This window comes from Candidatus Tisiphia endosymbiont of Ceraclea dissimilis (genome assembly GCF_964030735.1).
Lineage (GTDB): Bacteria > Pseudomonadota > Alphaproteobacteria > Rickettsiales > Rickettsiaceae > Tisiphia.
This window is the reverse complement of record NZ_OZ034917.1, coordinates 1,479,222-1,503,672: the sequence shown is the minus strand read 5'-3', so window position 1 is coordinate 1,503,672 and position 24,451 is coordinate 1,479,222. Positions and strand designations below refer to the sequence as shown.

18 protein-coding genes and 1 pseudogene are annotated in these 24,451 nt (G+C 32.8%); 5 read left to right on the top strand and 14 right to left on the bottom strand.

Going from position 1 to position 24,451, the window contains the following annotated elements; translation table 11 throughout:
• Positions 1–7: 7 nt before the first annotated feature.
• Together ACQH1V_RS07095 and pgeF are read right to left on the bottom strand one after the other, a co-directional pair.
• Positions 8–889, bottom strand: a complete 882-nt coding sequence (locus ACQH1V_RS07095) for a class I SAM-dependent methyltransferase (RefSeq protein ID WP_425360287.1) — start codon at positions 887–889, stop codon at positions 8–10.
• A 16-nt stretch (positions 890–905) separates the two neighbouring features.
• Positions 906–1,646, bottom strand: a complete 741-nt coding sequence (gene pgeF, locus ACQH1V_RS07090) for a peptidoglycan editing factor PgeF (RefSeq protein WP_094649672.1) — start codon at positions 1,644–1,646, stop codon at positions 906–908.
• On the opposite strand from pgeF, the gene ACQH1V_RS07085 reads away from it, so the two are divergent.
• The gene (locus tag ACQH1V_RS07085; RefSeq protein WP_425360286.1) at positions 1,647–2,642 is read left to right on the top strand and encodes a glutamine synthetase; all 996 of its coding nucleotides are present in this window, start codon (positions 1,647–1,649) and stop codon (positions 2,640–2,642) included.
• A 77-nt stretch (positions 2,643–2,719) separates the two neighbouring features.
• Here ACQH1V_RS07085 and ACQH1V_RS07080 read toward each other — a convergent pair whose 3' ends face one another.
• Both ACQH1V_RS07080 and ACQH1V_RS07075 read right to left on the bottom strand, forming a co-directional pair.
• Positions 2,720–3,601 carry an Rpn family recombination-promoting nuclease/putative transposase gene (locus tag ACQH1V_RS07080; protein WP_425360285.1) on the bottom strand — a complete coding sequence of 294 codons (882 nt, stop codon included), beginning with the start codon at positions 3,599–3,601 and terminating at the stop codon, positions 2,720–2,722.
• 103 nt (positions 3,602–3,704) lie between these two features.
• Positions 3,705–3,881 (bottom strand): hypothetical protein, encoded by a 177-nt coding sequence (locus ACQH1V_RS07075; RefSeq protein WP_341748929.1) that lies wholly within the window; start codon positions 3,879–3,881, stop codon positions 3,705–3,707.
• Positions 3,882–4,115: 234 nt separating this feature from the next.
• On the opposite strand from ACQH1V_RS07075, the gene gyrA reads away from it, so the two are divergent.
• Entirely contained in the window at positions 4,116–6,782 is a 2,667-nt protein-coding gene (gyrA, locus tag ACQH1V_RS07070) for a DNA topoisomerase (ATP-hydrolyzing) subunit A (protein WP_425360904.1), read from the top strand.
• 114 nt (positions 6,783–6,896) lie between these two features.
• Complete coding sequence (queA, locus tag ACQH1V_RS07065; RefSeq protein WP_425360284.1) at positions 6,897–7,988, top strand: tRNA preQ1(34) S-adenosylmethionine ribosyltransferase-isomerase QueA; 1,092 nt, start codon at positions 6,897–6,899, stop codon at positions 7,986–7,988.
• Positions 7,989–8,179: 191 nt separating this feature from the next.
• On the opposite strand, the gene ACQH1V_RS07060 is transcribed toward queA, so the two are convergent.
• A complete protein-coding gene (locus tag ACQH1V_RS07060; protein ID WP_425360283.1) occupies positions 8,180–8,839 on the bottom strand; it encodes a hypothetical protein in 660 nt (219 codons plus the stop codon).
• The gene (locus tag ACQH1V_RS07055; protein WP_425360282.1) at positions 8,836–10,911 is read right to left on the bottom strand and encodes an ankyrin repeat domain-containing protein; all 2,076 of its coding nucleotides are present in this window, start codon (positions 10,909–10,911) and stop codon (positions 8,836–8,838) included. Before ACQH1V_RS07055 ends, ACQH1V_RS07060 begins: the two co-directional genes overlap by 4 nt.
• A 382-nt stretch (positions 10,912–11,293) precedes the next feature.
• Between ACQH1V_RS07055 and ACQH1V_RS07050 the strand changes: the two genes are divergently transcribed.
• Together ACQH1V_RS07050 and ACQH1V_RS07045 are read left to right on the top strand one after the other, a co-directional pair.
• The gene (locus ACQH1V_RS07050) at positions 11,294–12,028 is read left to right on the top strand and encodes an outer membrane protein (RefSeq protein WP_425360281.1); all 735 of its coding nucleotides are present in this window, start codon (positions 11,294–11,296) and stop codon (positions 12,026–12,028) included.
• A gap of 90 nt (positions 12,029–12,118) precedes the next feature.
• A pseudogene (locus tag ACQH1V_RS07045) lies at positions 12,119–13,687 on the top strand (methyltransferase regulatory domain-containing protein); the annotation flags it as partial.
• A gap of 122 nt (positions 13,688–13,809) precedes the next feature.
• Here the strand turns inward: ACQH1V_RS07045 and ACQH1V_RS07040 are convergent.
• The 8 genes from ACQH1V_RS07040 to ACQH1V_RS07005 all read right to left on the bottom strand — a co-directional run bounded on the left by ACQH1V_RS07040 (position 13,810) and on the right by ACQH1V_RS07005 (position 24,425).
• A complete protein-coding gene (locus ACQH1V_RS07040) occupies positions 13,810–16,356 on the bottom strand; it encodes a hypothetical protein (RefSeq protein WP_425360280.1) in 2,547 nt (848 codons plus the stop codon).
• Between the two features lie 368 nt (positions 16,357–16,724).
• Positions 16,725–19,391, bottom strand: coding sequence for a DNA mismatch repair protein MutS (gene mutS / locus ACQH1V_RS07035; protein ID WP_425360279.1), 2,667 nt, complete (start codon positions 19,389–19,391; stop codon positions 16,725–16,727).
• 189 nt (positions 19,392–19,580) lie between these two features.
• Positions 19,581–20,510: an Rpn family recombination-promoting nuclease/putative transposase gene (locus tag ACQH1V_RS07030; RefSeq protein WP_425360278.1), complete on the bottom strand. Its 930-nt coding sequence runs from the start codon at positions 20,508–20,510 to the stop codon at positions 19,581–19,583.
• Positions 20,511–20,629: 119 nt separating this feature from the next.
• Complete coding sequence (locus ACQH1V_RS07025) at positions 20,630–20,872, bottom strand: HU family DNA-binding protein (RefSeq protein WP_094649538.1); 243 nt, start codon at positions 20,870–20,872, stop codon at positions 20,630–20,632.
• A 3-nt stretch (positions 20,873–20,875) separates the two neighbouring features.
• Positions 20,876–21,790 (bottom strand): signal peptide peptidase SppA, encoded by a 915-nt coding sequence (gene sppA / locus ACQH1V_RS07020; RefSeq protein ID WP_375333903.1) that lies wholly within the window; start codon positions 21,788–21,790, stop codon positions 20,876–20,878.
• Between the two features lie 57 nt (positions 21,791–21,847).
• Positions 21,848–22,309: an SsrA-binding protein SmpB gene (gene smpB / locus ACQH1V_RS07015; protein ID WP_425360277.1), complete on the bottom strand. Its 462-nt coding sequence runs from the start codon at positions 22,307–22,309 to the stop codon at positions 21,848–21,850.
• A complete protein-coding gene (gene dapA / locus ACQH1V_RS07010; protein ID WP_094649535.1) occupies positions 22,296–23,174 on the bottom strand; it encodes a 4-hydroxy-tetrahydrodipicolinate synthase in 879 nt (292 codons plus the stop codon). The genes smpB and dapA overlap by 14 nt, the downstream gene beginning before the upstream one ends.
• 348 nt (positions 23,175–23,522) lie before the next feature.
• Complete coding sequence (locus ACQH1V_RS07005) at positions 23,523–24,425, bottom strand: branched-chain amino acid transaminase (RefSeq protein WP_425360276.1); 903 nt, start codon at positions 24,423–24,425, stop codon at positions 23,523–23,525.
• Positions 24,426–24,451: the final 26 nt, after the last annotated feature.

Genomic DNA, 24,451 nt, shown 5'->3' with positions numbered 1-24,451 from the left:
AATATCTTTAGTTACTTAATTTCTCTGCTATCAAAATCACCGTCTCTCTGCCATCTAGAGACCATGTTTTTGATTTATACTTTAATCCAGCTATTTTACATTCAATTATTCTAAAATTATGTTTTTTAAAGATGGTAGTTAGTACATTTTGATCCATAAACATAAACGGTTCATCATTAATTGACGCAAGCTGGTTAGAGCTAGTAACTGAGGTGTTTAGCCAATTTTTTACAGATTGAACATAACCAGGAAATGGTTCTTTATTTAATACTCTTTTCTCATATTCAGGAATAAACCTTTCATAACGCTTAACATATGGCGTAATAGCAATTGCATAAACCCTTCCTCCATCTTTTAACAGATTAAATATGTTGGCAACTGCCTTATCTAATTGCTCTGGAGAAAAGAAATGTAAAACCCGGGCTATCAGAATAGCATCATACTTATCATGAATTTCTAAGTTTGAAGTAATATCACCAGAGATAAATTTAATTTTATCTAAAGTTGATTGGTTTAATTTTAATGTTTCTATGTTGTGTGCTGCAATAAAAAGATGACGTTCATCAAGATCATTTAAATGGTAAGTAACGTTATGTTGCTTCTTTAGTGTTTCCATCATAGCTTTTCCATAAGCCCCACCGATTTCTAAAACCATCCGGTTTTTTGAAAATTCTATAAATTTCTTTGTTACCTCATCTAATTGTGGTGACATTGCTCCTCTCTTATTAAGAGTTTGAATTCGACCATCATCATCTTCTTTAGGCTGCAATAATTTTAGATCATAATACTTGTTTTTTGCTTCTTCAAAGCTATATTCTGCTGCACATAGCTCATAATTTTTGCATAATACGATTAGTAAAATACAAGATATTTTTAAAATTTTAAACATTTGCTTTATTTACTTCTTAATTACAAATTACAATAGTAGATAATATGGTATGGTTATATAACTCTCCAGTATGGCAACAACGTCGATAACTTATATATTTCTCAGGATTACTATAGGTATCCTCTAATATCCTGGTTATATCTTTAACACCCGCTTCTTGCAATTGAAGTTCTACATAAGCTGGTAAATCAAACATATAATATCCTATTTTCAAGGAATTAATAAAGAATTTTGAATAATCAGCTCGTTGTTTTATAAAATTATCGTAATATTCCTGATCAACTTCATAAGAACATTGTTGAATACTAGGGCAAATAATAGCTTTGATGTTTTTAGCTCCTTTGTTGTGCATTAATTTTACCACATTATTAATGATACCGGCTTTAGCCCCACGCCAACCACAATGAGCAGTCCCTATAACCATACCATCTTCGCTACTAAATAACACAGGAACACAGTCAGCACTTTGTATTGCTAGCACTAGATTTTTTTTTGTAGTAACGGCTCCATCAGCTTCAATATCAGTATCAGTATCAATATCAAGATCAGCATCAATAACTTTGGTACCATGCATTTGCTGCAAAATGATAATGTTATCAGCATTATAATGTTGAACTACTGCTAACCTATTATTTTGGACAATTTCTAAGTTATTAGAAACACCAGACTTATTTTTTTTACTATAAACATGACTAGATTGCTTGAAGCTTTTATCAAAAATTTTATAATATACTTTATTCTTTACTAACTGATGCACATGACAACTCCACAGGATTTTATTTATAAACTATCAGATCATTTGCAAAAGAACAATGCATTGCAAAAAATCATCAACAAATTCCAAACAGACTATTCACTAACCCCTTGTATTGGAGTGGAAATAGAGTTTTATTTGAGCAAAAATATTGCTCCACTCGAATTGCAAACTCTGCTTGGCATAGTAGTTAAGAAAGAAAAAGGTGATAATCAATTTGAGATAGATTTACCACCTTCTACTAACATAATTGAGTATATAGGAAAAATTAGTAGCACTAAGTCTAAAATACAAATTATTGCAAAAAAATTGCAGGGCAAGGTAAATTTTTCTGCCAAACCATTTCCCAACGATTATGGTAGTAGTATGCATTTTCATGTAAATTTTATAGATTCTTCAACGTTATTGAGAGAAGATACTTTAGTAGCAGCGAAGCAAACTCTCCCAAACGTCATTGCGAGATCATGTAGTGATCGTGGCAATCCAGAAAAATTAAATTTGGATTGCTTCGTCGGCTCACGCCGCCTCGCAATGACGAGTTATAATACAAACGTCATTGCGAGATCACGTAGTGATCGTGGCAATCCATATTCATTAGATATAATAGGACAGAGCATCTGTCATTATATGCTCGATAGTTTTTTGGTATTTATGCCGAATGAAGATGATTATCTTCGCTTCGATAAAAATTTTATGGCACCAACTAATGTGTCTTTTGGTAATAACAATAGAACTGTTGCTGTACGTATTCCTGATTCGTTTCCTAGAAGACTAGAACATCGAATAGCAAGCCCACTAACCGATCCTTATTTGGCAATTTTCACTATTTTAAATTCTATATTATTAGGTCTGGAATTTCCTGATAAAATTAATAATATCAGTAAAATATATGGTAATGCTTTTGATCAACAATATAATTTAGTGCCATTACCAAAATCATTAGCAGAAGCATTAGAATTATTTAATTTACAGTTTTTTTTATCTAAACATTTTCTTTAAAAATTCTATAAAAAACTAATATCATTGCAAGAATGCGTTAGCCTAAAAAGCAATTGTAAGTTGTCATTTACTTTTGCTCATAGGCTATTCTTTTTTGACTGTTCTATTTCTTCCTTTAACGCTTTTATTTCCTCAATGGTTAGTTCGGTAAATTCAATGATTTCATCTATTGGCTTTCTTTTAGCCAACATTTTCTTTGCCATGGTTATTTTACCTTCAGCTTTACCCTCAGCTTTGCCTTTAGCTTCACCTTCTTTAAAGCTTTCTTCTAAAGCAATATCTTCCGCATCTTCCTGCAATTTGCATCTTACATATAAGTCGTATTCTGCTGGTGTTAGTCCATGCATCTCGATAACATGGTAAGCTTCTAATACCTTACTACTTTTAATTCCTACAGGGGGGGTATTTTCTTTTGTTGCATATTTAAATAGATGTAACCACTCATCGGCAATACTCAATAATGGTTGCTTAATATCTTTAAATTTTTTAAGCTCTATAAAGACATACGATATATCAAATATGTGTTGCTGTTTCTTAGTTGTGGTCTCAATAGTTTTATGAAAACTTATATATGGTACTTCTTCAGCAAATATTTTTGATTTCATTAATGATATTACTACTATCGGTAATAAATCATTGTGAGTCACCCCTTCTGTAAGTTGTTGAACATATGAATGAGCAGAATAATATTGTAATCTTTTTAAATAATCGGTTTCATTTCTTTTCTGCATCTCGATAATGTACCAATGATCTGACTCATCTTTAACTTTCAAATCAAATACACTTCTCTTACCTTGATGAATTCTAGGTAAATGTTCTAATGAAAGAAAGTTGATTTCCTTAATTCTATGCTTTTCAGGTAAATCAAGAATACTATTAAGAAATTCTTTTAGCCTCTCCAGATCACTAAAGATTTTCTTAAATAGACTATCATTTGTTGGGTCTAAATATTTTTGCATATCAACTACTTCCTTCTATGTTGTTAATTCTATAGTCAACTCAAGAAAATTTGGGACTAGGAGTGATTATATCCCCAACTTCTCATCAATTGACTATACCTTATCAAAAATCATTGAAGTAGGGATATGTATCACTATATCTTTTGTTTGATTCTCCTTTTTCTTCAATTGGTGAATCTGCTCTACCTTCTTTATCAAAAGAATTCCCTGTTGGTATTAGTGACAATTTTTCAAAAATTTCCATCCATGTCAGTTTTTTATTTTGGTTTTTATCGTCCATAAATATTTCCTAAATATACTTACCTCAAATAATTATTATATATCATTAAATATATAATCTCAATCATCTTGAAAAAAATATCTTTCCTAGCTAGCCTATGCTCATTCAACGATAGATTTCTTTCCGAATATGTACTATACTTAAACCATTCGAATATTACTTTAATAAATGTGGGTTCTAACTGTGGCTATTATAGATCATCAAAACTTAATATCTGTTAACATTGAAGATGAGATGAAAGGCTCATACTTAGATTATGCAATGAGTGTAATTGTCAGTAGGGCTATTCCAGATGTACGCGATGGTCTAAAGCCAGTACATCGCAGAATCCTTTATGCAATGTATGAAGCTTCTAACTACTTTAACAAACCTCATCGTAAGTCAGCGAGAATTATTGGTGATGTAATGGGTAAATATCATCCACATGGTGATGCGGCAATTTATGACTCATTAGTAAGAATGGCACAGGATTTTTCTTTAAGATTACCACTAATTAATGGACAGGGTAATTTTGGTTCGAGAGATGGTGATGCACCTGCTGCTATGAGGTATACAGAGTCAAGACTGGCTAAAGTTACTCATACATTACTTGAAGATATTGACAAAGAAACCGTTGATTTTGCTCCAAATTATGATGGTTCTGAGAAAGAGCCTACAGTATTGCCATCAATGTTTCCAAATCTCTTGATAAATGGTACTAATGGTATTGCTGTTGGTATGGCCACCAATATTCCGCCTCATAATCTTGGAGAGATTATTGATGCTTGCTGCCTATATGTTGATAATAATGATATAGAAATATTAGAACTTATGTCAGTGGTTAAAGGTCCTGATTTTCCAACGGCTGGTATTGTACTTGGTACAAACGGTATTAGGTCGGCTTACTTAACGGGCAGGGGGAGTATTCTAACTAGAGGTCGAGCAGAAATTGAAGAGATTGCTAATAATAGACAGGCTATTATTATTACAGAAATACCATATATGGTTAATAAAGCTAAATTAGTTGAGAAAATTGCTGAATTAGTCAAAGAAAAACGGATAGAGGGTATCAGCGATCTTAGAGATGAATCAAATAAAGATGGTATTAGAGTAGTAATTGAAATAAAGAAAGACGTGGTAGCCGAAGTGGTGCTAAACCAAATATATTCTTATACTCAGTTACAAACCAGTTTTGGGGTGATTATGTTAGCTCTAAAAGACGGGCTACCAGAAGTTATGAACTTAAAAGAAGTAATAGCGGCTTTTGTTAATTTTAGAGAAATAGTAATCACTCGGAGAACGATATATTTATTAAATAAGGCTCGGGATAAAGCTCATATTTTATTGGGACTAATTATTGCCGTTAGTAACATTGATGAAGTTATTAGAATTATTAAATCTTCAAGTGATCCGGCAAGTGCTAAAGAGCAATTAATGCAAAGGACTTGGGATGCATCAACTATCATAAATTTAGTAAAACTTGTTGATGATAGAGCGGTGATAGCCGATGATGGTAAGTGTTATTTTACTGAAACACAGACAAAAGCTATTCTTGAAATGCGGTTACAACGTTTAACTGCTATGGAGAAGAATAAATTAGAAAGTGATCTAGGAGAAATTGCTGAGGAAATTACAGGCTATACTGCTATTTTATCATCCCGTGAAAAGCTTTTAGAGATTTTAAAAAACGAGTTAATTAGAATTAAAGATGAATTCGCTACACCACGTCTTACTAGCATTGAATTTGGTGATTTCGATCAGGATATAGAGGATCTTATCCAAAGAGAAGAAATGGTTGTGACCGTAACATTAGGCGGTTATATTAAACGCGTACCTCTTGCTACCTATAGAGCACAGAACCGGGGAGGGAAGGGCAGGTCAGGGCTGTCAATGAGAGACGAGGATATTACTACTCAAATATTTGTTGGTAGTACTCACACACCAATGTTATTTTTCTCAAATATTGGTCAAGTATATAGCTTAAAATTATACAAATTACCGCTCGGTAATCCTCAGAGTAAGGGCAGACCAATAGTCAATATTTTACCTTTAAAAGAAGGAGAGCATATCAATAATATTATGCCATTACCTGAGAATCAGGATGAGTGGGATAGTTTGAATATTATTTTTGCTACAAGCCAAGGTAATATCAGGAGAAATGATTTATCAGACTTTAAACGTATTCAATCAAATGGTAAAATTGCTATTAGGCTTGATGATAATGACCTTTTAATAGATGTTAAAGTTTGTAAAGATGAAGATCATGTGTTACTGGCAACAAAATCTGGTAAAGCCATAAGATTCCCTGCTAGTTCAGTTAGGGTATTTAAAAGCCGCACTTCTGATGGAGTAAGAGGGATGAGACTTGCTTCAGGCGATTATGTTATCTCTATGACCATATTAAAAGGCATCTCCTGCACTATGGATGAAAGAGAAACTTACCGATCAATTCCTCTAGAGGAAAGATTGTTAATAGCTGATGGTAAAGAATTTACTCCAGAAGAATATGGGGTAAATTTAACTAAAGAACAAATTTTGGAAATGGCACTGTCTGAAGAATTTATCCTCACTGTTACGGAAAATGGTTTTGGCAAGAGAAGTTCGGCATATGAGTATAGGATTACTAATCGTGGTGGGAGCGGTGTTGTTAATATGGATGTGTCTAATAAAACAGGCTTGGTTGTTGGCGTAATGCCGGTTAATATATCTGATGAGTTGATGCTAATTACTAATAACGGCAAACTAATTAGGTGTAAACTTGAATCGGTACGTATCACTGGACGTAATACTAGCGGGGTAATATTATTTAAAACTGAGCAAGAAGAAAAAGTAGTTTCTGTTGCGTTGATTGCTGAAAGCCCTGAAACAGAAGAAGAAAATATGCAAGATGGTAGTGATGATGGAGAAGTATTGCCTGAATAGACCTCTTGCCAAGCGTCATGGCTCAGAGCTGCTTTGCGGCGACGCGGCAATCCAAATGGATTGCTTCGTCGGCTACGCCTTCTCGCAATGACGTAAAGTTTTGCAGGAGAACTAATGAAATTATCTGATTTTGATTTTACTTTACCGAGTGAATTAATAGCCCAGAACCCAGCAAAAAAACGAGATGAGTCTAATTTATTGGTAGCTGCCCCAAATAATCACTTAGTGCAGACCAAGTTTCATGATATAATCGACTATCTATGCCCTGGTGATTTAATGGTATTTAATGACACGAAAGTTATTAACGCCAAATTGCTACTGAATAAATCTGGTAAAAAGATCGAATTATACCTAAACAAGGCAATAAGTGATAATTATTGGCATGGTTTTGCCAAGCCATCAAAAAGACTTGCCATTGAAGATCAGTTTGAGTTTGCTGGTAATAAGATTATTATAAGTAAAAAGCTTGGAATGGGACAAGTTGAGGTGGCTTTTGCTCTAGATAATATCTCAATTTTTGAGTTTTTAGAGAAATATGGTGAAATCCCGCTACCTCCTTATATCAAAAGGGGAGAAAGTTTACCAAAGGACGCTAATTTAGAGGATGATATAGGCAATTCAGAAGAATTTGACTATAATAGATATCAAACAGTTTATAGCAAGAACCATGGAGCAGTAGCCTCCCCAACTGCAGGGCTACATTTCTCCGAACAGTTGTTGGCATTAGTTAAAGCAAAAAATATTGAAACTGCCTTTATTACCTTGCATGTTGGGGCAGGGACGTTCCTACCAGTTAAAACTGAAGATATTGATCAACATCAAATGCATTCAGAGTATTATCATATAGATAAAAAAACTGAAGATATGATTAATAAGGCAAAAAAAGAAAATAGACGAATAATAGCCGTCGGCACTACCACCTTACGAGCATTAGAAAGTAACGCCATAGCAAATAATGGGCAAATAACAAATGGTGGATTTGAAACAGCCATTTTTATTAGACCAGGATTTAAATTTCAAATTGTCGATATGTTAGTTACCAATTTTCATTTGCCAAAATCTACATTATTCATGTTAGTTTGTGCATTTGCTGGCTATCAGGAAATAACTAATATCTACAAATATGCTATAGATCAAAAAATGCGATTTTTTAGTTATGGTGATGCAACGCTTCTTTATCAGCACTGTCATTGTGAGGAGCCTTGAGCCTCAACCGTCATTGCGAGGAGCCTTGAGCCGACGAAGCAATTCTGTTCTATGTCATCTCAACTTTATGTCACCCCTGCGTAGGCAGGGGTTTATACTAGATTCCCGCCTACGCGTGAATGACAAGAGTACTCGGAATGACAAATTAATTTATAGCATGTCAATCAAAATTTAAGAATAGAATTATAATATTAATCGGCATCATCATTATCAGAAACCCCTAATGCTTTCATCTCCTCTTCTTGTTGTAAGTGCAGTGCTAATGCTTTCATCTCCTCCAAATCTAACTTTTGTTTATCAGTGCTATACTCAGGCTCTTTTGGAAGAGAAGAGAAATAAGATATTTCATCTGTTTCAATAATTTTTAAACCTTTGCTTAGTTTTACCGCATTCTTTACATCATTATGATTACCTTGCTTGTTAAAATAAATTAAGTATTTGCCTTGAGGATTTTTATAAATCTCATATGTATATAATCGCTCATCACCAGTAATTTTAAGCTCTATCAGTATGTTGGGTATAATTTTTATCCCATTACTCTTATGGTCTTTATCAATTAATCCTTTTAATAAGGCATTATTAAAATTTTCAAGTAGTTGACTATCCATTTTCTCTTTCAACTTTCGATCAACCATCACATAGAAATTTGGTTTATCTTCTACAGAATAAATATCTTGTTGATTAGAGACGTAAGTATCTTTACCAGTATTCCAAGTAGCTGGCTGTTCTTTAGTAGCAGTGTCTAATGACTTTTTAAGTAAAGCTTTTTTCTGGTATTGAAAATAAGCATGTATTGACCTCGGAGTAAGATTACTAATAAACTCATTTAACTTGCCAGGATCCTTGATCAAGTTGATTGAAACAATATTATTCTCTTCTGCAGTCCTATGATAGCAGGCTGGGCTAGGGGGGCTTGTTCCTGCTCTTTTTGAAGTTTTGCTAGTAATGAACTAAGTAGCTTTATTTTAGCTATAGTTGATGAATCTAAACTAGTTGCGTTATTTAAATAACACATGGCTGTGTTAAAATCCTCTTTTTCTACAGCTATATAAAAAGCAAAATCTTGAGCAGAGGATAGTAACAGAGCAGACCTATCGCCTAAGCTAGCATTCTCTTTTAGAAACTGTAAGCAGGGTTCAGATTTTTCTTCCAAACCATTCTGTTTATAAAATATAAATTCTAGATATTTAAGAAGAGGGAAAGTATGATGTCCTAAAATTTCAGGATATTGTTTGTACTGCTGGTTAATAAATTCTAACCCTTCTTGCCATAACCCAGCTTCTTTACAAATTTTTAATATTTTAAATAATTTAATTGGTATATTAAGCTCCTTTGTACAACAAATAGTGATTTCATTGCAACACTCAATGGCTTTGTTAAATTCCTTATGTTGTAAAAAGAATTTTATCCATATTTCTTTATAAATCGCTAAATAATCGTTCTGATGTGTATTATTCTGAAAAAACGTACCTAATTCTGCAAGGGAAGCATCTTGCTTAGATGCAAATTGCAGCATTATTGTAGATAAATTTTGCAGTGCTGGATCTGTTAACGTCTTTGCATGGTTTTCTAATGCTGTTAAAATAGAAAAATTTGGTGCAGACCCAACAATATTAAGCATTATTTGATACAACTCTCTAATAGCACTATCTTTAATTTTTGCTATTTGCCTTGAAATATTGTAAATATCACCATTATTAATATAATGGTTTAATTGTTCCATTATTGCCCCTTGATCATCTGGCGTTAATTTTTCCGCCTGAGAAAAATACTCTAAAGACTTTGCTATATCAGAATGTTTCCACGCTAATCCTAGATTAAATAAGATCTCATATAACGATTCATTATATGTTCCAGCTGGTAGTTTTTTGAAACTCTTAATTAGATAATTATGGGCATATTCAGCATATTTAATGGCATTATTGTCATCTGCTACTCCTAAGCACTCTATACACATTATATTATATAATACTGTCAGAATAGTAGATAACTCCAAGGTTGTAGCTTTATCTATTATATATTTTTGCAATTCAGCACTCTCTTGATATTGATAGTGCTTATATAATCTAATTAACGTTTCTAAGCTGTTAATGACATATGGCATTTCATCAGATGACATCTTCTCAGAAGGTTTTGCTAATTGCTCAAGGAAGCTTTTTATACCATCGATCGCACCTACAAAATATTTTTCGTTATTTTTTTCTGATAAAATAGCTTTATAAAAATCTGCCATTCCTTTGTAAAAGCCTAAGATTTTATCTTCCTCTGGTTGCGGTTCTACAAGTTTAGCTGTTACTTTTCCCTTGTTCTTCAATACCTCTTTGGCGAATGCTACATAATTATAGAATTTACCACTTGGAGCAATTAGCTCTGCTCCGGCTGCTTTTAATTCGTTGACTATTGGAGTATATTCAAGTAAACGTGCGAAATAAAGAGACGCAAATTTTTGATTATCTTGAACATTTAAATCTGCTTTAGCTTTAATGAGTGTAATAACAGTTGGCAAACTATTAGCAATTATTGCTCTATGTACTGAAGTTTGTCCTTGAAAATCTTGATTATTAGGATTAAATCCTTTGCTAAGTAGAAAACTGACAATTTTTTCAGATCCATAGATAGCAGCTTGATCAAGTAAAGTTGCTTTAGCTGCTGAATCTTTTTGTTCTCTGAGATCAACCTTGAACTCATTAATTATTAGTTCTATTATATTTACATTGTTATCATCTTCGACTAATGGAACTAATTCATAAAATAATTCCTTGGAGCTTATTTTTAAACAAGATTTTAAGTTAGTTAACTTAAATAATAATTCAAGTGCCGTAAAGTCCTGAGCTATAATAGAATTTCTAAAAGCTTGATTTAGAAAGTCTTTATCTGATTTGTAAAAATCTAATTCTTCTTTTGTTGTTGTAATTTTTCCCATAAGAACCACTATTTATATTATTCATTTCCACCCACTATTGTCATTTCCGCGAGTTCTTGATAAAAACATCATTGCGATGAGGCATAAGCCGACGAAGCAATCCATGCAGTCAGCTTTTTTACTCACCGAAGCAGGGATGACACTAAAGATAATATACCATAAAATTTAGTGCCACTAATAACAAAAGATATTATTTTTTAAAAATTTTTAATAATATTAATCATATATTAACCTTATTTTCCATAATATATATTATAGAACTATCCGGCTAAAGCAATTACTATAGATTTACCCATTCTTTTCGCAATAGATAAAAATCTTTTATATTGACCTATCAGTGGATAATTATATAATGCTCGCTTTCAATAAGCATAAAATTATAATGAATAAATTAGCAAAAATATTATCTACTATTTATATAGGCTCATTGTTTTTTACCAATGCTCAGGCAGATGAGGTTAATCCTGAGGCTGATCAGAGATTTTTTTATATTGGGACAGAAGCCGGAATAGTACAGCCGGTGGTAAAAAAATTTCGCCATGATTCGGGTACTGACTTTACTTTAAAAAGGTCTAAGATGTATAGCGGTAAGATTGGTTACAGCTTTTATCCGCAAATGGCTATTGAGTTTTCAGCAACACATCATCCACAATACCGGCTAAATTATGTTTTACCCAAACAAGAGGTTGCCGGTTTAATTATACCACAAACTCCGGGTGCCACTAAGATAATTTCCAATTTATATATGCTTAATATTGTATATGATTTTGACAAAATTAAAGAAATGACTCCTTTTGTCATATTAGGTGCTGGAATTGCTCAGGTAAAAGTTAGTTCCGCTTCTTCTCGCTGGAAGTTAATGGATGTAGAATATTTTAGAATTAGAACCACTGATAGTAATTGTTTTGCTTGGCAAGTAGGTCTTGGGCTTTCTAAGGATTTATCTAGTAATTTTAGCGTTGATATAGCAGTAAAATTACAAGCTGCTCATTCCATAAAGATTAATTATGATACTTTGGATATGCAAACTCAGAAATTTATCCCAGCAATTCCTATCAAAAAAACCATAGGGGTTGGAGAATTTGGTATAGGATTTACTTATAAATTACCAATTTAATGTAAAAAGACTATTAGTACATGAAACTTTTTAGTATATAATACATTTAAATTTTAGTGTGGAGAACATATGACTGCTAATTTAGAGCTTGCCTCAACATCTCAGAATACATACGATGAACTGCCTTATGAGAGTTATTCGTATGCCTTAACATCTCCATACCATCTACAAACACTTGCTGTGTTATTTGGTATGCAATCACCAGCAGTTGAGACTGCAAGGGTTTTAGAGCTAGGGTGTGCGGCAGGAGGTAATTTAATACCTCATGCTGTCAATTATCCTAAAGCACATTTTGTTGGAGTTGATCTATCTAAAGTACAAATAGATGAAGCTAATAAACATAAAGAAGGATTAGAACTTAAAAATATAGAATTCCGACATTATTCTATTACGGATATTGATGAATCATTTGGTAAATTTGATTATATAATTTGTCATGGAGTAATCTCTTGGGTGCCAAAAATTGTCCAGGATAAGATTTTTGAGATAGGTAATAAAAATTTATCAGATAACGGCATCATGTATATTAGTTATAATACCCTACCCGGCTGGAATATGATTCGTACTATAAGAGATATGATGCTTTATCACTCAAATGCCTTTAATAACATTCAAGATAAAATTACTCAATCTAGGTTATTACTTGAATTCGTTAATGATAGTTTGGAATCTTCTAAATCGCCTTATTCTCAAGTATTACAAAATGAAGCTAGTTTACTTGCCAAACAAAATGACCATTATTTGCGTCATGACCATTTAGAAGAAGATAATGTACAATATTATTTTCATGAATTTATGGATGAGGCTAAAAAAAATAATTTACAGTATTTGTCTGATTGTAATATTTCCACCATGTATCTAGGAAATATGCCGGCAAAAGTGGTAGAGAAATTACAAGCAATAAATGATATTGTTAGAATAGAACAATATATGGACTTCATTACCAATCGTCGATTTAGGTCAACCTTACTTTGTCACAATAATATTAAATTAAATAGAGCTATCAAAAATGAGGATATTACTAAATTTAATATGACATTTAATATAGTGCCAGAAAAGCCTCTTGTTGATATAGACCTTAATTCATCTGAAGTCGCCAAGTTTTTTCATAATGGTAATAAGGATAATAATTTATCAACATCTTCTCCTTATATGAAAGCGATACTCTATACTTTCTCTGAGAATATCAATAATCCAATGAGTTTTGATAAAATTGCTGTTAGTAGTAATAAAAAACTGCAAGGAGCAAAACTGAATGAAATAAAGGCTGAATTTTTAGCTAATGCCATGAAGTTAGTGTTGCAAGGGTATATTAATATCACCTTACAGAATAATAGGAAAGAAGTAAATCTTGATAAACCTAAAGCATCAAAGCTTATTTCATATCAGGTAACTCATACATCTAATATGTGGGTAACAAACCAAAGATATGAAGTGGTAGCTATTAATCTTTTTGAGAGGTTTGCTCTACGATATATGAACGGTAATAATGACCACAAGCAAATCATTGAACTTGTTATGCAGCATGTTACTTCTGGTGAGATGACCTTAAGTCGAGATGGTAATAAAATAGAGAATATTGATGAAGTCAATAAAGAATTAACATCATTCTTGCCGCCTACATTAACTAAGTTTGTGGCTAATGCTTTGCTGGTTTAATTGTCATTGGACCTTTTGCATAAATTATCTTTAGGTTATGCAAGAGGTCTATTGAGTCCCTTGTCATTCTTAGCAATGGCGGGAATCTAAACTCCCTGCTTTCGCAGGGGTGACAATTATTATTAGTATCCTTCATCCCCAATTATTTCAACACCATCTTGGTCATCCAATGGTTGTTGGTATCCTTCAACTGATAAATGGGCAGATATATCATCTTCTGGTTGCAATGCGGATTCTTGCAATTTATAGTGGTCTGTTGCAAAGTTTTCTATAAGAGGATGTTTTGCTAACATTTTGATTATAAGATCATATTCATCAGATGTTGGTATTTCTCTATTATAATTAGGTAAGTATTTTTTGATTTCTGCAAATGCTGTATTAATCTGTGCTAAAAACTCTTGCTGTTTTATGCTAATATATTGTGGTTTTTCCATATCTATCGTGACGAAATCAAGGTCTGCAAGGCGTTCTTGTAATACTGGTTTGTCTTCAACAAAATTTATTAACTTCTTAGCTAATACGCCAATAAATTCCTGAATATTGTTTTCTGTGATAGAAGTTCTTGCTCTCTCTTCTTCTAAATTTTGTTCTTGCAATTTAATAAATTCATTATAAAAATCTTTATTTATTTCAGTTACACTATTAACAATATCTTCCAATACTCCTTGGGGACAAGCAGTTTTATCTTTACCATATGCGGTTGCGGCAATGTAGATGTTTTCTGCTACAGTAAATGCTTTTTGCTCTCTCCAGGTTTGGTCTATATCTAAATCACTAATACTATTAAACAAATCACCTATTATCTGAGGAGTCTTTTTTATAACAGGATTGCTTGCTAAGAATTTATGACATTTTGTAGAATCTACTAATATTGTTGGTGGAACATCTATGTTTAATTTATCTTGTATTATTCCCAGTTTACTTTCAACTAATTCTGGATTTTGTCTCATTAATGTTACCAACAGCTCCAGTTTTTCAGCAACTGGAATCTCCATAGTATCTATTAATGATTTAACAAGTCCCAAAGATTGGGGAATAGTTATTTTATGACCATCACCATATTTCATTTTATGGGTAGGATATCCTTGATTATAGTGACCATTTGTTTTGGCTAGGTATATTGTTGTTAGTGCTATCTTAGCTTTCTCGATTACGGTAGCAACATAGTCTTGATCACTTGGTGTAGGTTGATTTGCCACTAACGTCTTTTTCATGGTGTCGCGCTTAGCACCATCAGACAAGCTAAGTAATTTTAATTTTATTGAATTTTGATAAACTTGATCCAATTTAGTTAATCCTGCCTGATATTCTTCTGCTTTTACTAGCAACTGTTGTTTATTTTCTATATTACCATAAGCTTTAAATAAATTATCAGTAATAAAATTCACTAATTTTACTGCTTCTGTTGTATGAACGGACTGTGTATCTCGTGCTAATGTCTTAAGCCTATTATCTTGCTCTTGCTTTTGATCTGGTACTGCACCGTGCTGAAAAAGAAACTGTTGCATATCAGGATCGAAAAGATTATAAAAACTTAATAGTGAGTGTCCTTCATTGTCTCGTGAGTTTATAGCAAAGGGGTATTTTTCTGGAGAGTTTATTATATGTTGTATAAGGGGGGCACTATTACACGCATTATACATTCTGGCTGCTTCAAACACTATCTTTTTAATGCTTTCGGACGTAATATTACCACATCGTAGGAACTTCAAGAATAGCTCTTCAATATCCTCCCTATCAGAGATGATAATATTAGTGTTTTCTATTACAGCTAATTTCTCTATTCCGCTATAAGATATCTTACGGTTGCTTTTTAAATCGAGTTTAGTAATCTTCCCCGGGACACTTGCAACTATTTCATCTAGTACTGCATCAGTTATATCATTACACGACATATCTAGCTCGCTAAGATGGAGGTTAGCTATTATTGCCTGCATACCTTCATCACCTATCTTATTAATCTTTATTGCAAGCTTCGTAAGGGGGAGTTTAGCTACTTCAATTGCTCCTTTATCACCTAAGTTGTTACTAGATACATCGAGATCAAAAATATTCGGGATATTGTTGACTATTGCCTTCACCCCTTCAGAACCTATATCGTTCTTTGGTATATGCAAGGTAGTAAGATTGCTGAGTTGAGCTAGTACCTCTGCCTCTTTAGGGCCTAAGTTGTTACCTGATATCTTAAGCTCATTAAGCTTAGTAAGCTTAGTGAGTTCACGAAGATTATTAAGCCTAGCAAGCTCAGTGAGTTCATCTATTTTAACTGCCCATTTATTACTTACTAATGAATTATATGATAGATTAAGAGCGACAAGGTTAGAAAGTGTACTTAGCTTAGCTGCCCCTTTAGTAGTTAATTGGTTGCATGATATATCAAGGGTAATAAGGTTAATGAGTTCAGCTATTTCAGCTGCATCCACATCATATAATTGGTTGTATGATATATCAAGAGTAGTAATCTTGCTCTGCTTTATTGAAGCTATCAACAATTTAATCTTAGCATTATCAATATTACAACCTTTTAGGTTAAGTGCTGTAATATGGGGGTTGTTTTCTAGAAACGAACATAATTTTTCTAAATTATTATGGTCATCTAATATTGTACTCTGGTGTTGAAGATGTAAATAATTACCATTCTTTACATAGTCTTTAAAATCTATTTCCATTGCTATTACTTAATTAAAGTTAATTGTTCTAATGACATACAAATTCATATGCCGTATTGAACGGATTTTTGTTTTATGGTGTGTATTATAGAGAATATAATTAATAGGGCAAGTATTATTTTTATAATCTTAAAGTGAATTAGCTTGAATTGGCAACGTTTTAAGAAAATAAAGTAGAAAAGTTGTCATTGCGAGACCACGAAAGTAGGTCGTAGCAATCCATTTTTGGTTACTTTTATGGATTGCTTCGACCATTACATGGTCTCGCAATGACGTATATGCCCCCCAAACGTCATTGCGAGGAGTGCGGAAACCGCACGACGAAGCAATCCATATAGCCTTGGTGATCTATACGTCATCATAGGCGTTTACTCAACAATCAATCCTTTTAACTTATAGACTAACTCTAAAGCTTGCTTAGGGGAGAGTTGATCAGGATCGATTGTATTAATTTCTTTTTCTAACTTATTGAATTTCATTTCTTTTTTACTTTCTACTGGCAAATTAAATAGACTTAAATTGTTTGATTCGGTATTTAATATATGCTTATTTTTGTACGTTGCACTTTTTTCTAATTTTGCTAAAATGTCATTCGCCCTAATTATAACAGATTTTGGTAGCCCCGCTAAGTAGGCTACATGAATTCCATAAGATTTATCAGCCGCCCCTTCTATAATATTATGCAAAAATAATATTTCTTTTCCTAATTCCTCAATAGCAACTGTATAATTTTTTAGGCTTGGCAAAAAATTACTCATACTGGTTAATTCATGATAATGCGTAGCAAATAAACATCGGCATTTGAGATTATCATGAATATATTCAAGCACTGACCAAGCAATTGATACGCCATCATATGTCGAAGTTCCACGCCCAACCTCATCTAGTATTACTAAGGAATTTTTAGTAGATTGTGCTAAAATAGCTGATGTCTCTAGCATTTCTACCATAAAAGTCGACTGTCCTGCCTGTAAATCGTCCCCTGCCCCTATTCTACTGAATATCTTGTCTACCACTCCTATCTTGGCACTTGTCGCTGGTACAAAACTACCAATTTGTGCTAATATGGCTATTAGGGCATTCTGCCGCAAAAAAGTACTTTTACCAGCCATATTAGGTCCAGTAATTAACCAAATTCTATTAGCTTCGGATAAAGTGCAATTATTGTCAATAAAGCTCTTTTTATCGGTTAATAGGCTTTGTTCAACAACTGGATGACGTCCCTTGATAACTTCAAAAGTTAAATCGTTCGTTAAAACTGGTCTAACATAATTATATTCATCGGCAATATAAGCAAAATTACAGAATACATCAAGCTGACTCAAAGAACAGCTAAGTAATCGCAGAAATACGGTATTATCAATAACTTGCTGGCATATTTTATTATATAATTCCAGTTCAAGACTAATTGCTAAACTTTTGCTATTAACCATATCGCTTTCTAATTTTTGTAATTCAATAGTAGTATATCTACTAGCATTAGAAGTTGTTTGACGATGAATAAATTTTGTGTCTACCATCTTATCACTATGTCTTAGGGTAATTTCAATAAACAACCCAAGCACATTATTATGTGATATTTTGAGAGTTTCAATGCCAGTATCAAGACGATATAGATTCTTTAGCTTCTCTATATGTGATTTGCCATTATTAATTAGATCATATAATTCTTGTAGTTTAGGGTGATAATGATGATTTATTATACCGCCTTCATTGATATTATTTGGTGCATCCTCTCTAATTGCCTGGTCTATTAAAGAATATAATTGTTCATTGCCAGATAATGGTTTGATTAAGTTCTCTATATAATCTGGCAGATTTAGCCCGTAATGAGCAATAAATTCACCCTTTATTTCCAGTGCAGCATTTAACGTATATTTAATATTTAGCAAATCTCGTCCTGAGCCGCGATTCATCATAATTCTAGATAAACAACGTTCTAAATCTCCAGTTTTCTTGAGTAATTTTTTAATATTTCCTACTATGGCAATATTTTTATAAAAAAACTCTGTTATATTTTGTCGAGAATTTATTTGATCAATATCTATTAGTGGTGTAGATAAAAAGTGATATAATAGACGGCTGGCAGCTTTAGTAACGGTATGATCAATAGTAGCAAGGACACTGCCTTTGGTTTTTCCTAATAAATTACTGGTAATTTCCAAATTCCGCCGAGTTGCCGAATCAATTATCATAAAATTATGATAATTAACCAACCGAGGTAAAGGTAGAGAAGGTATATTTTGCTTTTGGGTCAAAGATAAATATTCTAAAACACTACCAATACTACTTATTTGACATTCAGATACTTCACCTATAGCTTTTAGATCATTAATTTTATAAAAATCTAAGATAATTTTATGACATTTCTTACTAGCAAAAAAACTATCAACTTGATATGAGATACGAAAATGCAATTGGTTATTAATATTACTAGCTAATTGATGCCCCCTCAAATTTTCACTAAGTAAAATCTCTTTCGGCTTAAGACGCGATAGTTCATTGATAATCTCATTTTGCGGAATCTCAATAACTGAAATTTCCACAGTAGAAATATCTACGTAACAAATTGACGCTTTGTTTTTTAACAAAACTAAACTTGCCAAATAATTAGGCTCACAAACATCAATTAAAGATTCCTCAGTAATAGTACCTGGGGTGATGATACGCGTTACATCCCTATGTACTACAGCCTTATAACCATCACGTTTTTTTGCCTCTTCGGGTGTCTCTAATTGATCGCAAATAGCAACTTTGTAATTCTCTTCAATTAATTTATTCAAATAGGTCTCAAGAGCATGATGAGGGACACCACACATAGCAATCTCACAATCACCATTAGAACCTCTTTTAGTCAAAGCAATACCTAAAACTTGACTGGCAAGAATTGCATCCTCAAAAAACATTTCATAAAAATCACCCATCCTAAACAATAGAAGACAATCAAGATTAGCAAATTTGATGTCTAAATATTGTTGCATCATCTTGGTTGATTGAGCATAATTATATTTTTGGTGAAATTCTTCTAAAGTCATAACTACAAATAATTATAAAAAATAAACAATAAAGACGATAGGATGTCTTGCAAATAGAACGAGAGGAGAAGTTGGGGACATATCACTCATCGCTCCTAGCTCCAAATTCTCCTGAATTGACTATAGTTATCACAGGAAGATTCCTAACTAATAGAGACAAAGAAACTATCGAAAACATTAACGGGTTAGCTATAACTTCTCTATTTCTTCAATGGTTAGTTCGGTTAATTTACTTATAACTTCTATGGGATAGCTTTCTTTCAGCATTTTTTTTGCCATTGCTATAGTACTTTCTTTAATACCTTCAGCTTTTCCTCTAGCTTCCCCTCTAGCTTCGCCTATAGCTTTTCCTTTAGCTTCAGCATCTTCAATTTGTTGCTGTTCTACCGCTAAATTATCAAAATAGGCTTTTGTTCTTTCCTCATAGGTGTTAAGCTCCGCTTCTGACCAGCTTGCTTGATCTACTGCCTCAAAGGCTCTTCTAATAATTTTATCCTTACCTATTAACTGCTCTATTTCGGCTAATGTTAATGTACTATCTCCTGCATGTTTGAAAAAATACATCCACTTTTCCTCTGTAGTCTCTAGATTAGAGATAATTTTATTAAATTTCTTGAGTTCTAAAAAAACAAAGTAAAAATCTTTTAAATCATTGGCGTAGCTTTCTGTATCTAAAAGACGATGCTCTGACTTCCAATGTTTTTTATCGTCAAACATCACAAAATCTGCTATTGCTAAAAATATAACTCCTTTTAATTTAGCGTATACTGCCAACTTTTTATGGTTTTCATCTTCTTTGAGTATTTGCCTAGAATATGCTTTAGCTGCATAATACTGGGCTCTTTTCTCAAATCCTGGATGCTTACTTATCTGCATCTCTACGATGAATTGATTACCATGTTGATCTTTACATAACACATCAACTATAGACTTTCTGTAAATAGCAATATCAGGGTCTTGGATAGTTGGTAAAAACGTCACCTCAATTATTTTTTCATTTCCTTTACATTTGAGAATATCATTTAAAAAATGAACAAGTATATCCTTGTTCTTTTCAGTGCCAAAAATTTGGCGAAAACAAAAATCATTTTTAGGGTCAAGAAATTTTGATAAAAACATATAATACAACCTCTTAATTCTATATTGATAACTAATGCTATTTTATCATCTTCTCCACTAAAAATCTTGCAATAAATTGATTTTAATAAAAGATGGGGATGAAGAGTAAATTTAAGACCCTATATGTTACCATAATTTTTAGGCATACGATAATAGACGGTTTTATATGATTGCTCACTATTTGAAAATTTCCGCTGCCTAACTGAAAAACTGCCAAAACCTCTAATTTCAATACGGTTTTGCTCAGCTAAGCTAGATTGTAAATAATCCAAAACCAAATCTACCGAATCTTTTATATCCTCCTTAGCAAGATAATTAAGTTCCTCCGATATTTTATTTACTAAGTCAGATTTTTTTGCCATAAATCAAAAGATTGCCCCCAATCCTTGAAATTTATTTTTGAAAAAACTTGGTAAAATACTATCAAAATCTTCCATTATAATCTCAAGGAATTTTGGTTTAGGTTTTATTTTAAATTCTTTTACTTTCAAATCCTTATCGATTTTTTTAACTTCCTGTAACCATTTAATCGCATCATCCTGTGACCCCACAGCATCAACAAGCTTTAGCTTTAAAGCTTGGCGACCAGAATATATCCGCCCATCAGCTAGTTCTCTAACTTGATCAATTGGTATATTCCTTCTTAAAGCCACTAGTTCAATGAAATAATCATAAGTATCTAGTACATTCGACATTATTGCCTGACGAACAGCTTCTGTGACTTTTTCAGTAGGATTAGGAACTGCCTTTAATTCTCCTGATTTAAAATTATTAAAGGTAATACCTAAAGTTTTTGCTAAATCTGTGACTTCTAGAGTTTGAAGAATTACACCAATTGAGCCGGTAATTGTCCCATTATGACTAATTATGTAATCACCTCCTAAGGATATCAAATATCCGCCGCTGGCTGCCAATGTACCCATAACAACCACTACCGGCTTTTCTGCAGATATTTTCCTGAGTATATTATAAATTTTCTCTGAACCAACAACAGTTCCACCAGGAGAATTGACATTAACCACTAAAGCACTAATCTGATCATCATCAATGATTTTTTCCAATCTTGTATCACGTTTTGTATCTTCAAAAATAATATCTTCTATTGAAATAGCAGCTATATATTTACTATTAGTAGTTATATATTCAGATTTTGTCAAATCAAATTGCTTAATCATCACCACAATTAAAACTATAAACATAAAAATTGTTGCTAGCTTCCAAAGCATTAATTTCGTCTTATTTTGCTTTCTTTCAATTAGGTATTCAGCAGTTATTGTCATTAATTTACCATTCGTTAATTTTTTCTTAGACGAAGCAATCTAATCCATTTATGATGGTTAGCACTTCACCCGCATAATTCGCCCTTGATCCCTTTTCCAATCTTGTTCTTTAATTGTCTGTCTTTTATCATGTAATTTTTTACCTTTTGCGATTCCTAACTCAACTTTTACTTTATTTTTCTTATTAAAATATAAAGTAAGAGCTACGAGAGTATAACCCTTTAAACGAATCTTACCAATTATTTTTTTTATCTCACTCGAATTAAGGAGCAACTTACGTGCCCTTCTAGTCGAGTGATTAAACCTATTAGCTTTTTCATATTCCGCAATATGACAATTATACAAAAACACTTCATTTGCTGAATTTTCTGCATGACTATCTTCTATACTGGCTTTTCCTTGACGCAATGATTTAACTTCACTGCCAGTCAATATTATGCCAGCTTCAATTTTTTCTTCAATAAAGTAATTGAAATATGCCTTCTTATTTTGTGCTATTACTTTTTTATATTCCGACATATTCCATAGCTTTATTTATTTTTTCCTCGGTGGCTACACTAGCTGAAGTTAAAGGAAGCCTTAATTCATTGGCACATAACCCCAATCTTGCCGCAGCATATTTTACCGGTATCGGATTGGATTCTGCAAATAATGCTTTATATATAGGTAATAATTGTTGCTGAATTTGCAGAGCTTCCTGATAATTACCATCACGACAATTATCCTGTAATTTCTTGCACAAACTAGGCGTGATATTAGATGCAACAGAAACACACCCTACCCCCGAATGAGCATTGTAAGATAAAGCTAATTCATCATTACCACATAATAAGCTAAAATCTTTAACCATAGACCTAATTCGTAATGGGCGTTCTAAATCGTTACCAGCATCTTTAAGGGCTACAATACGCGGTAGTTTACTGAGCTTAATTATCGTATCATCTGAAAAGTCTGCCAAAGTTCTACTAGGTACTGAATATAGCATTATTGGTAAATTACTGGCATTATGGATAGTCTCAAAATGCCAATATATTCCCTCTTGAGTTGGCTTTACATAAGAAGGAATACTACACATAAATCCATCAACGGCAATTTTTGTACATATTTGTACCATATCTACGGCGGTGCTAGTAGTCATGGCTGAACAACCAGCTATTACTGGTATACGTTTGTTAGTAATTTCGATAACCGCTTGTAATAAAGACTGATATTCCTGCAAAGCTAAACTAGGTCCCTCACCAGTAGAACCAGCAACCACTATCCCATCAACTTTATTAGCAATTTGATAATTCACTATCTTTTCCACAGAAGCAAAATCTAATTTATTTTCCTTAAAAGGAGTTATCATAGCTGTAATGACTCCTTTGAATATATTATTTTCCATAAACACCTGTTAAATTCATATTATTTTTATTCGCCCCCTAATCGTCTATTAGCGAGGAGCTACCTTACAACATTCCGTTATTGCGAGGAGCCGCTTTGCAGTAACGTGGCAATCCAAAAAAGTGACCAAAATGGATTGCTTCGACCACTATGTGGTCTCGCAATGACGGCTACGTTTATAATTAGTCATTGCGAGGAGCTACTTTAGTAGCGACGAAGCAATCCATTTAATCTTTAATCATTTTTGTGGATTGCTTTACTCACATACGTTCGCTCGCAATGACGGTATTGCCAAGCTACTCTTCGCTAATAGACGAAAGTACTTTACATAACCTCAGTATATCACTATTTATTTGTACACTAAGTCATTATATTCTTTTTTTAGCAAATTAGTAATTTTACTATCTTCAAAGATGACATTTCGCTCACCAAGGTTAATCGATTTAATCCCCTTAACTTCTACAGCTGTACCAGTCATAAAACATTCATTAAACTCCCCTACCCTATCTGGAGTTATATACTCTTCTATAACCTTGATATTTAAATCATTAGCAAGTTTTATAATTGTTTGACGCGTTATACCATTTAAAAAACTATCAGCTATCGGAGTGAATAATTGATCATCTTTAACAAAGAAGATATTTGCCGTACTACATTCAGCAACATATCCCCGCCAATCTAATAAAATTGCATCATCGTACCCCAGAGACTTAGCTTCTTTCTGGCATACTATCATCATATTATAATGTCCTGATGATTTACATTGTGGGGGCAATGAGTTTGGATGACATTTTCGCCAACGAGCAATATGCAGACTTAAGGCCCCAGAAGGTCTAAGAGTTGATGGAACAGCAGCGATTAATAGATTAACCGATAAGTTTACATTAGTCAGATTAAGAGATTCACTACCAAACCAAATTAATGGGCGAATATACGCATCTTTAATATTATTTTTTGTTATAAGTAGCTGGTGAGCTTCTATAATATTTTCAAAACTACATGGCACCTCTATGCTTAGACTTTTTGCTGACTCTATCAAACGTTGTGTATGTTCTTCTAATTTAAAAATTTTACCATTATAGGCTTTTTCTCCTTCAAAAACTCCACCAGAATAATGCAAACTATGAGTAAGAGCATGTATCTTGGCTTCCTGCCAAGCAATAAATCTACCATTAATCCAAATATAACCTGATAATTGATTAAGATTTTTAAACGGCTTTTCAGTTAGTATATTTTCTTGTATTATTGTCATTGTTAATATTCTACTATTAAACTATA

Coding starts and splice junctions, on each gene's coding strand:
- ACQH1V_RS07095 (WP_425360287.1), bottom strand. CDS start 889: ATGTTTAAAATTTTAAAAATATCTTGTATTTTACTAATCGTATTATGC.
- ACQH1V_RS07085 (WP_425360286.1), top strand. CDS start 1,647: ATGACAACTCCACAGGATTTTATTTATAAACTATCAGATCATTTGCAA.
- ACQH1V_RS07080 (WP_425360285.1), bottom strand. CDS start 3,601: ATGCAAAAATATTTAGACCCAACAAATGATAGTCTATTTAAGAAAATC.
- ACQH1V_RS07075 (WP_341748929.1), bottom strand. CDS start 3,881: ATGGACGATAAAAACCAAAATAAAAAACTGACATGGATGGAAATTTTT.
- gyrA (WP_425360904.1), top strand. CDS start 4,116: ATGAAAGGCTCATACTTAGATTATGCAATGAGTGTAATTGTCAGTAGG.
- queA (WP_425360284.1), top strand. CDS start 6,897: ATGAAATTATCTGATTTTGATTTTACTTTACCGAGTGAATTAATAGCC.
- ACQH1V_RS07055 (WP_425360282.1), bottom strand. CDS start 10,911: ATGGGAAAAATTACAACAACAAAAGAAGAATTAGATTTTTACAAATCA.
- ACQH1V_RS07050 (WP_425360281.1), top strand. CDS start 11,294: ATGAATAAATTAGCAAAAATATTATCTACTATTTATATAGGCTCATTG.
- ACQH1V_RS07040 (WP_425360280.1), bottom strand. CDS start 16,356: ATGGAAATAGATTTTAAAGACTATGTAAAGAATGGTAATTATTTACAT.
- mutS (WP_425360279.1), bottom strand. CDS start 19,391: ATGACTTTAGAAGAATTTCACCAAAAATATAATTATGCTCAATCAACC.
- ACQH1V_RS07030 (WP_425360278.1), bottom strand. CDS start 20,510: ATGTTTTTATCAAAATTTCTTGACCCTAAAAATGATTTTTGTTTTCGC.
- ACQH1V_RS07025 (WP_094649538.1), bottom strand. CDS start 20,872: ATGGCAAAAAAATCTGACTTAGTAAATAAAATATCGGAGGAACTTAAT.
- sppA (WP_375333903.1), bottom strand. CDS start 21,790: ATGACAATAACTGCTGAATACCTAATTGAAAGAAAGCAAAATAAGACG.
- smpB (WP_425360277.1), bottom strand. CDS start 22,309: ATGTCGGAATATAAAAAAGTAATAGCACAAAATAAGAAGGCATATTTC.
- dapA (WP_094649535.1), bottom strand. CDS start 23,174: ATGGAAAATAATATATTCAAAGGAGTCATTACAGCTATGATAACTCCT.
- ACQH1V_RS07005 (WP_425360276.1), bottom strand. CDS start 24,425: ATGACAATAATACAAGAAAATATACTAACTGAAAAGCCGTTTAAAAAT.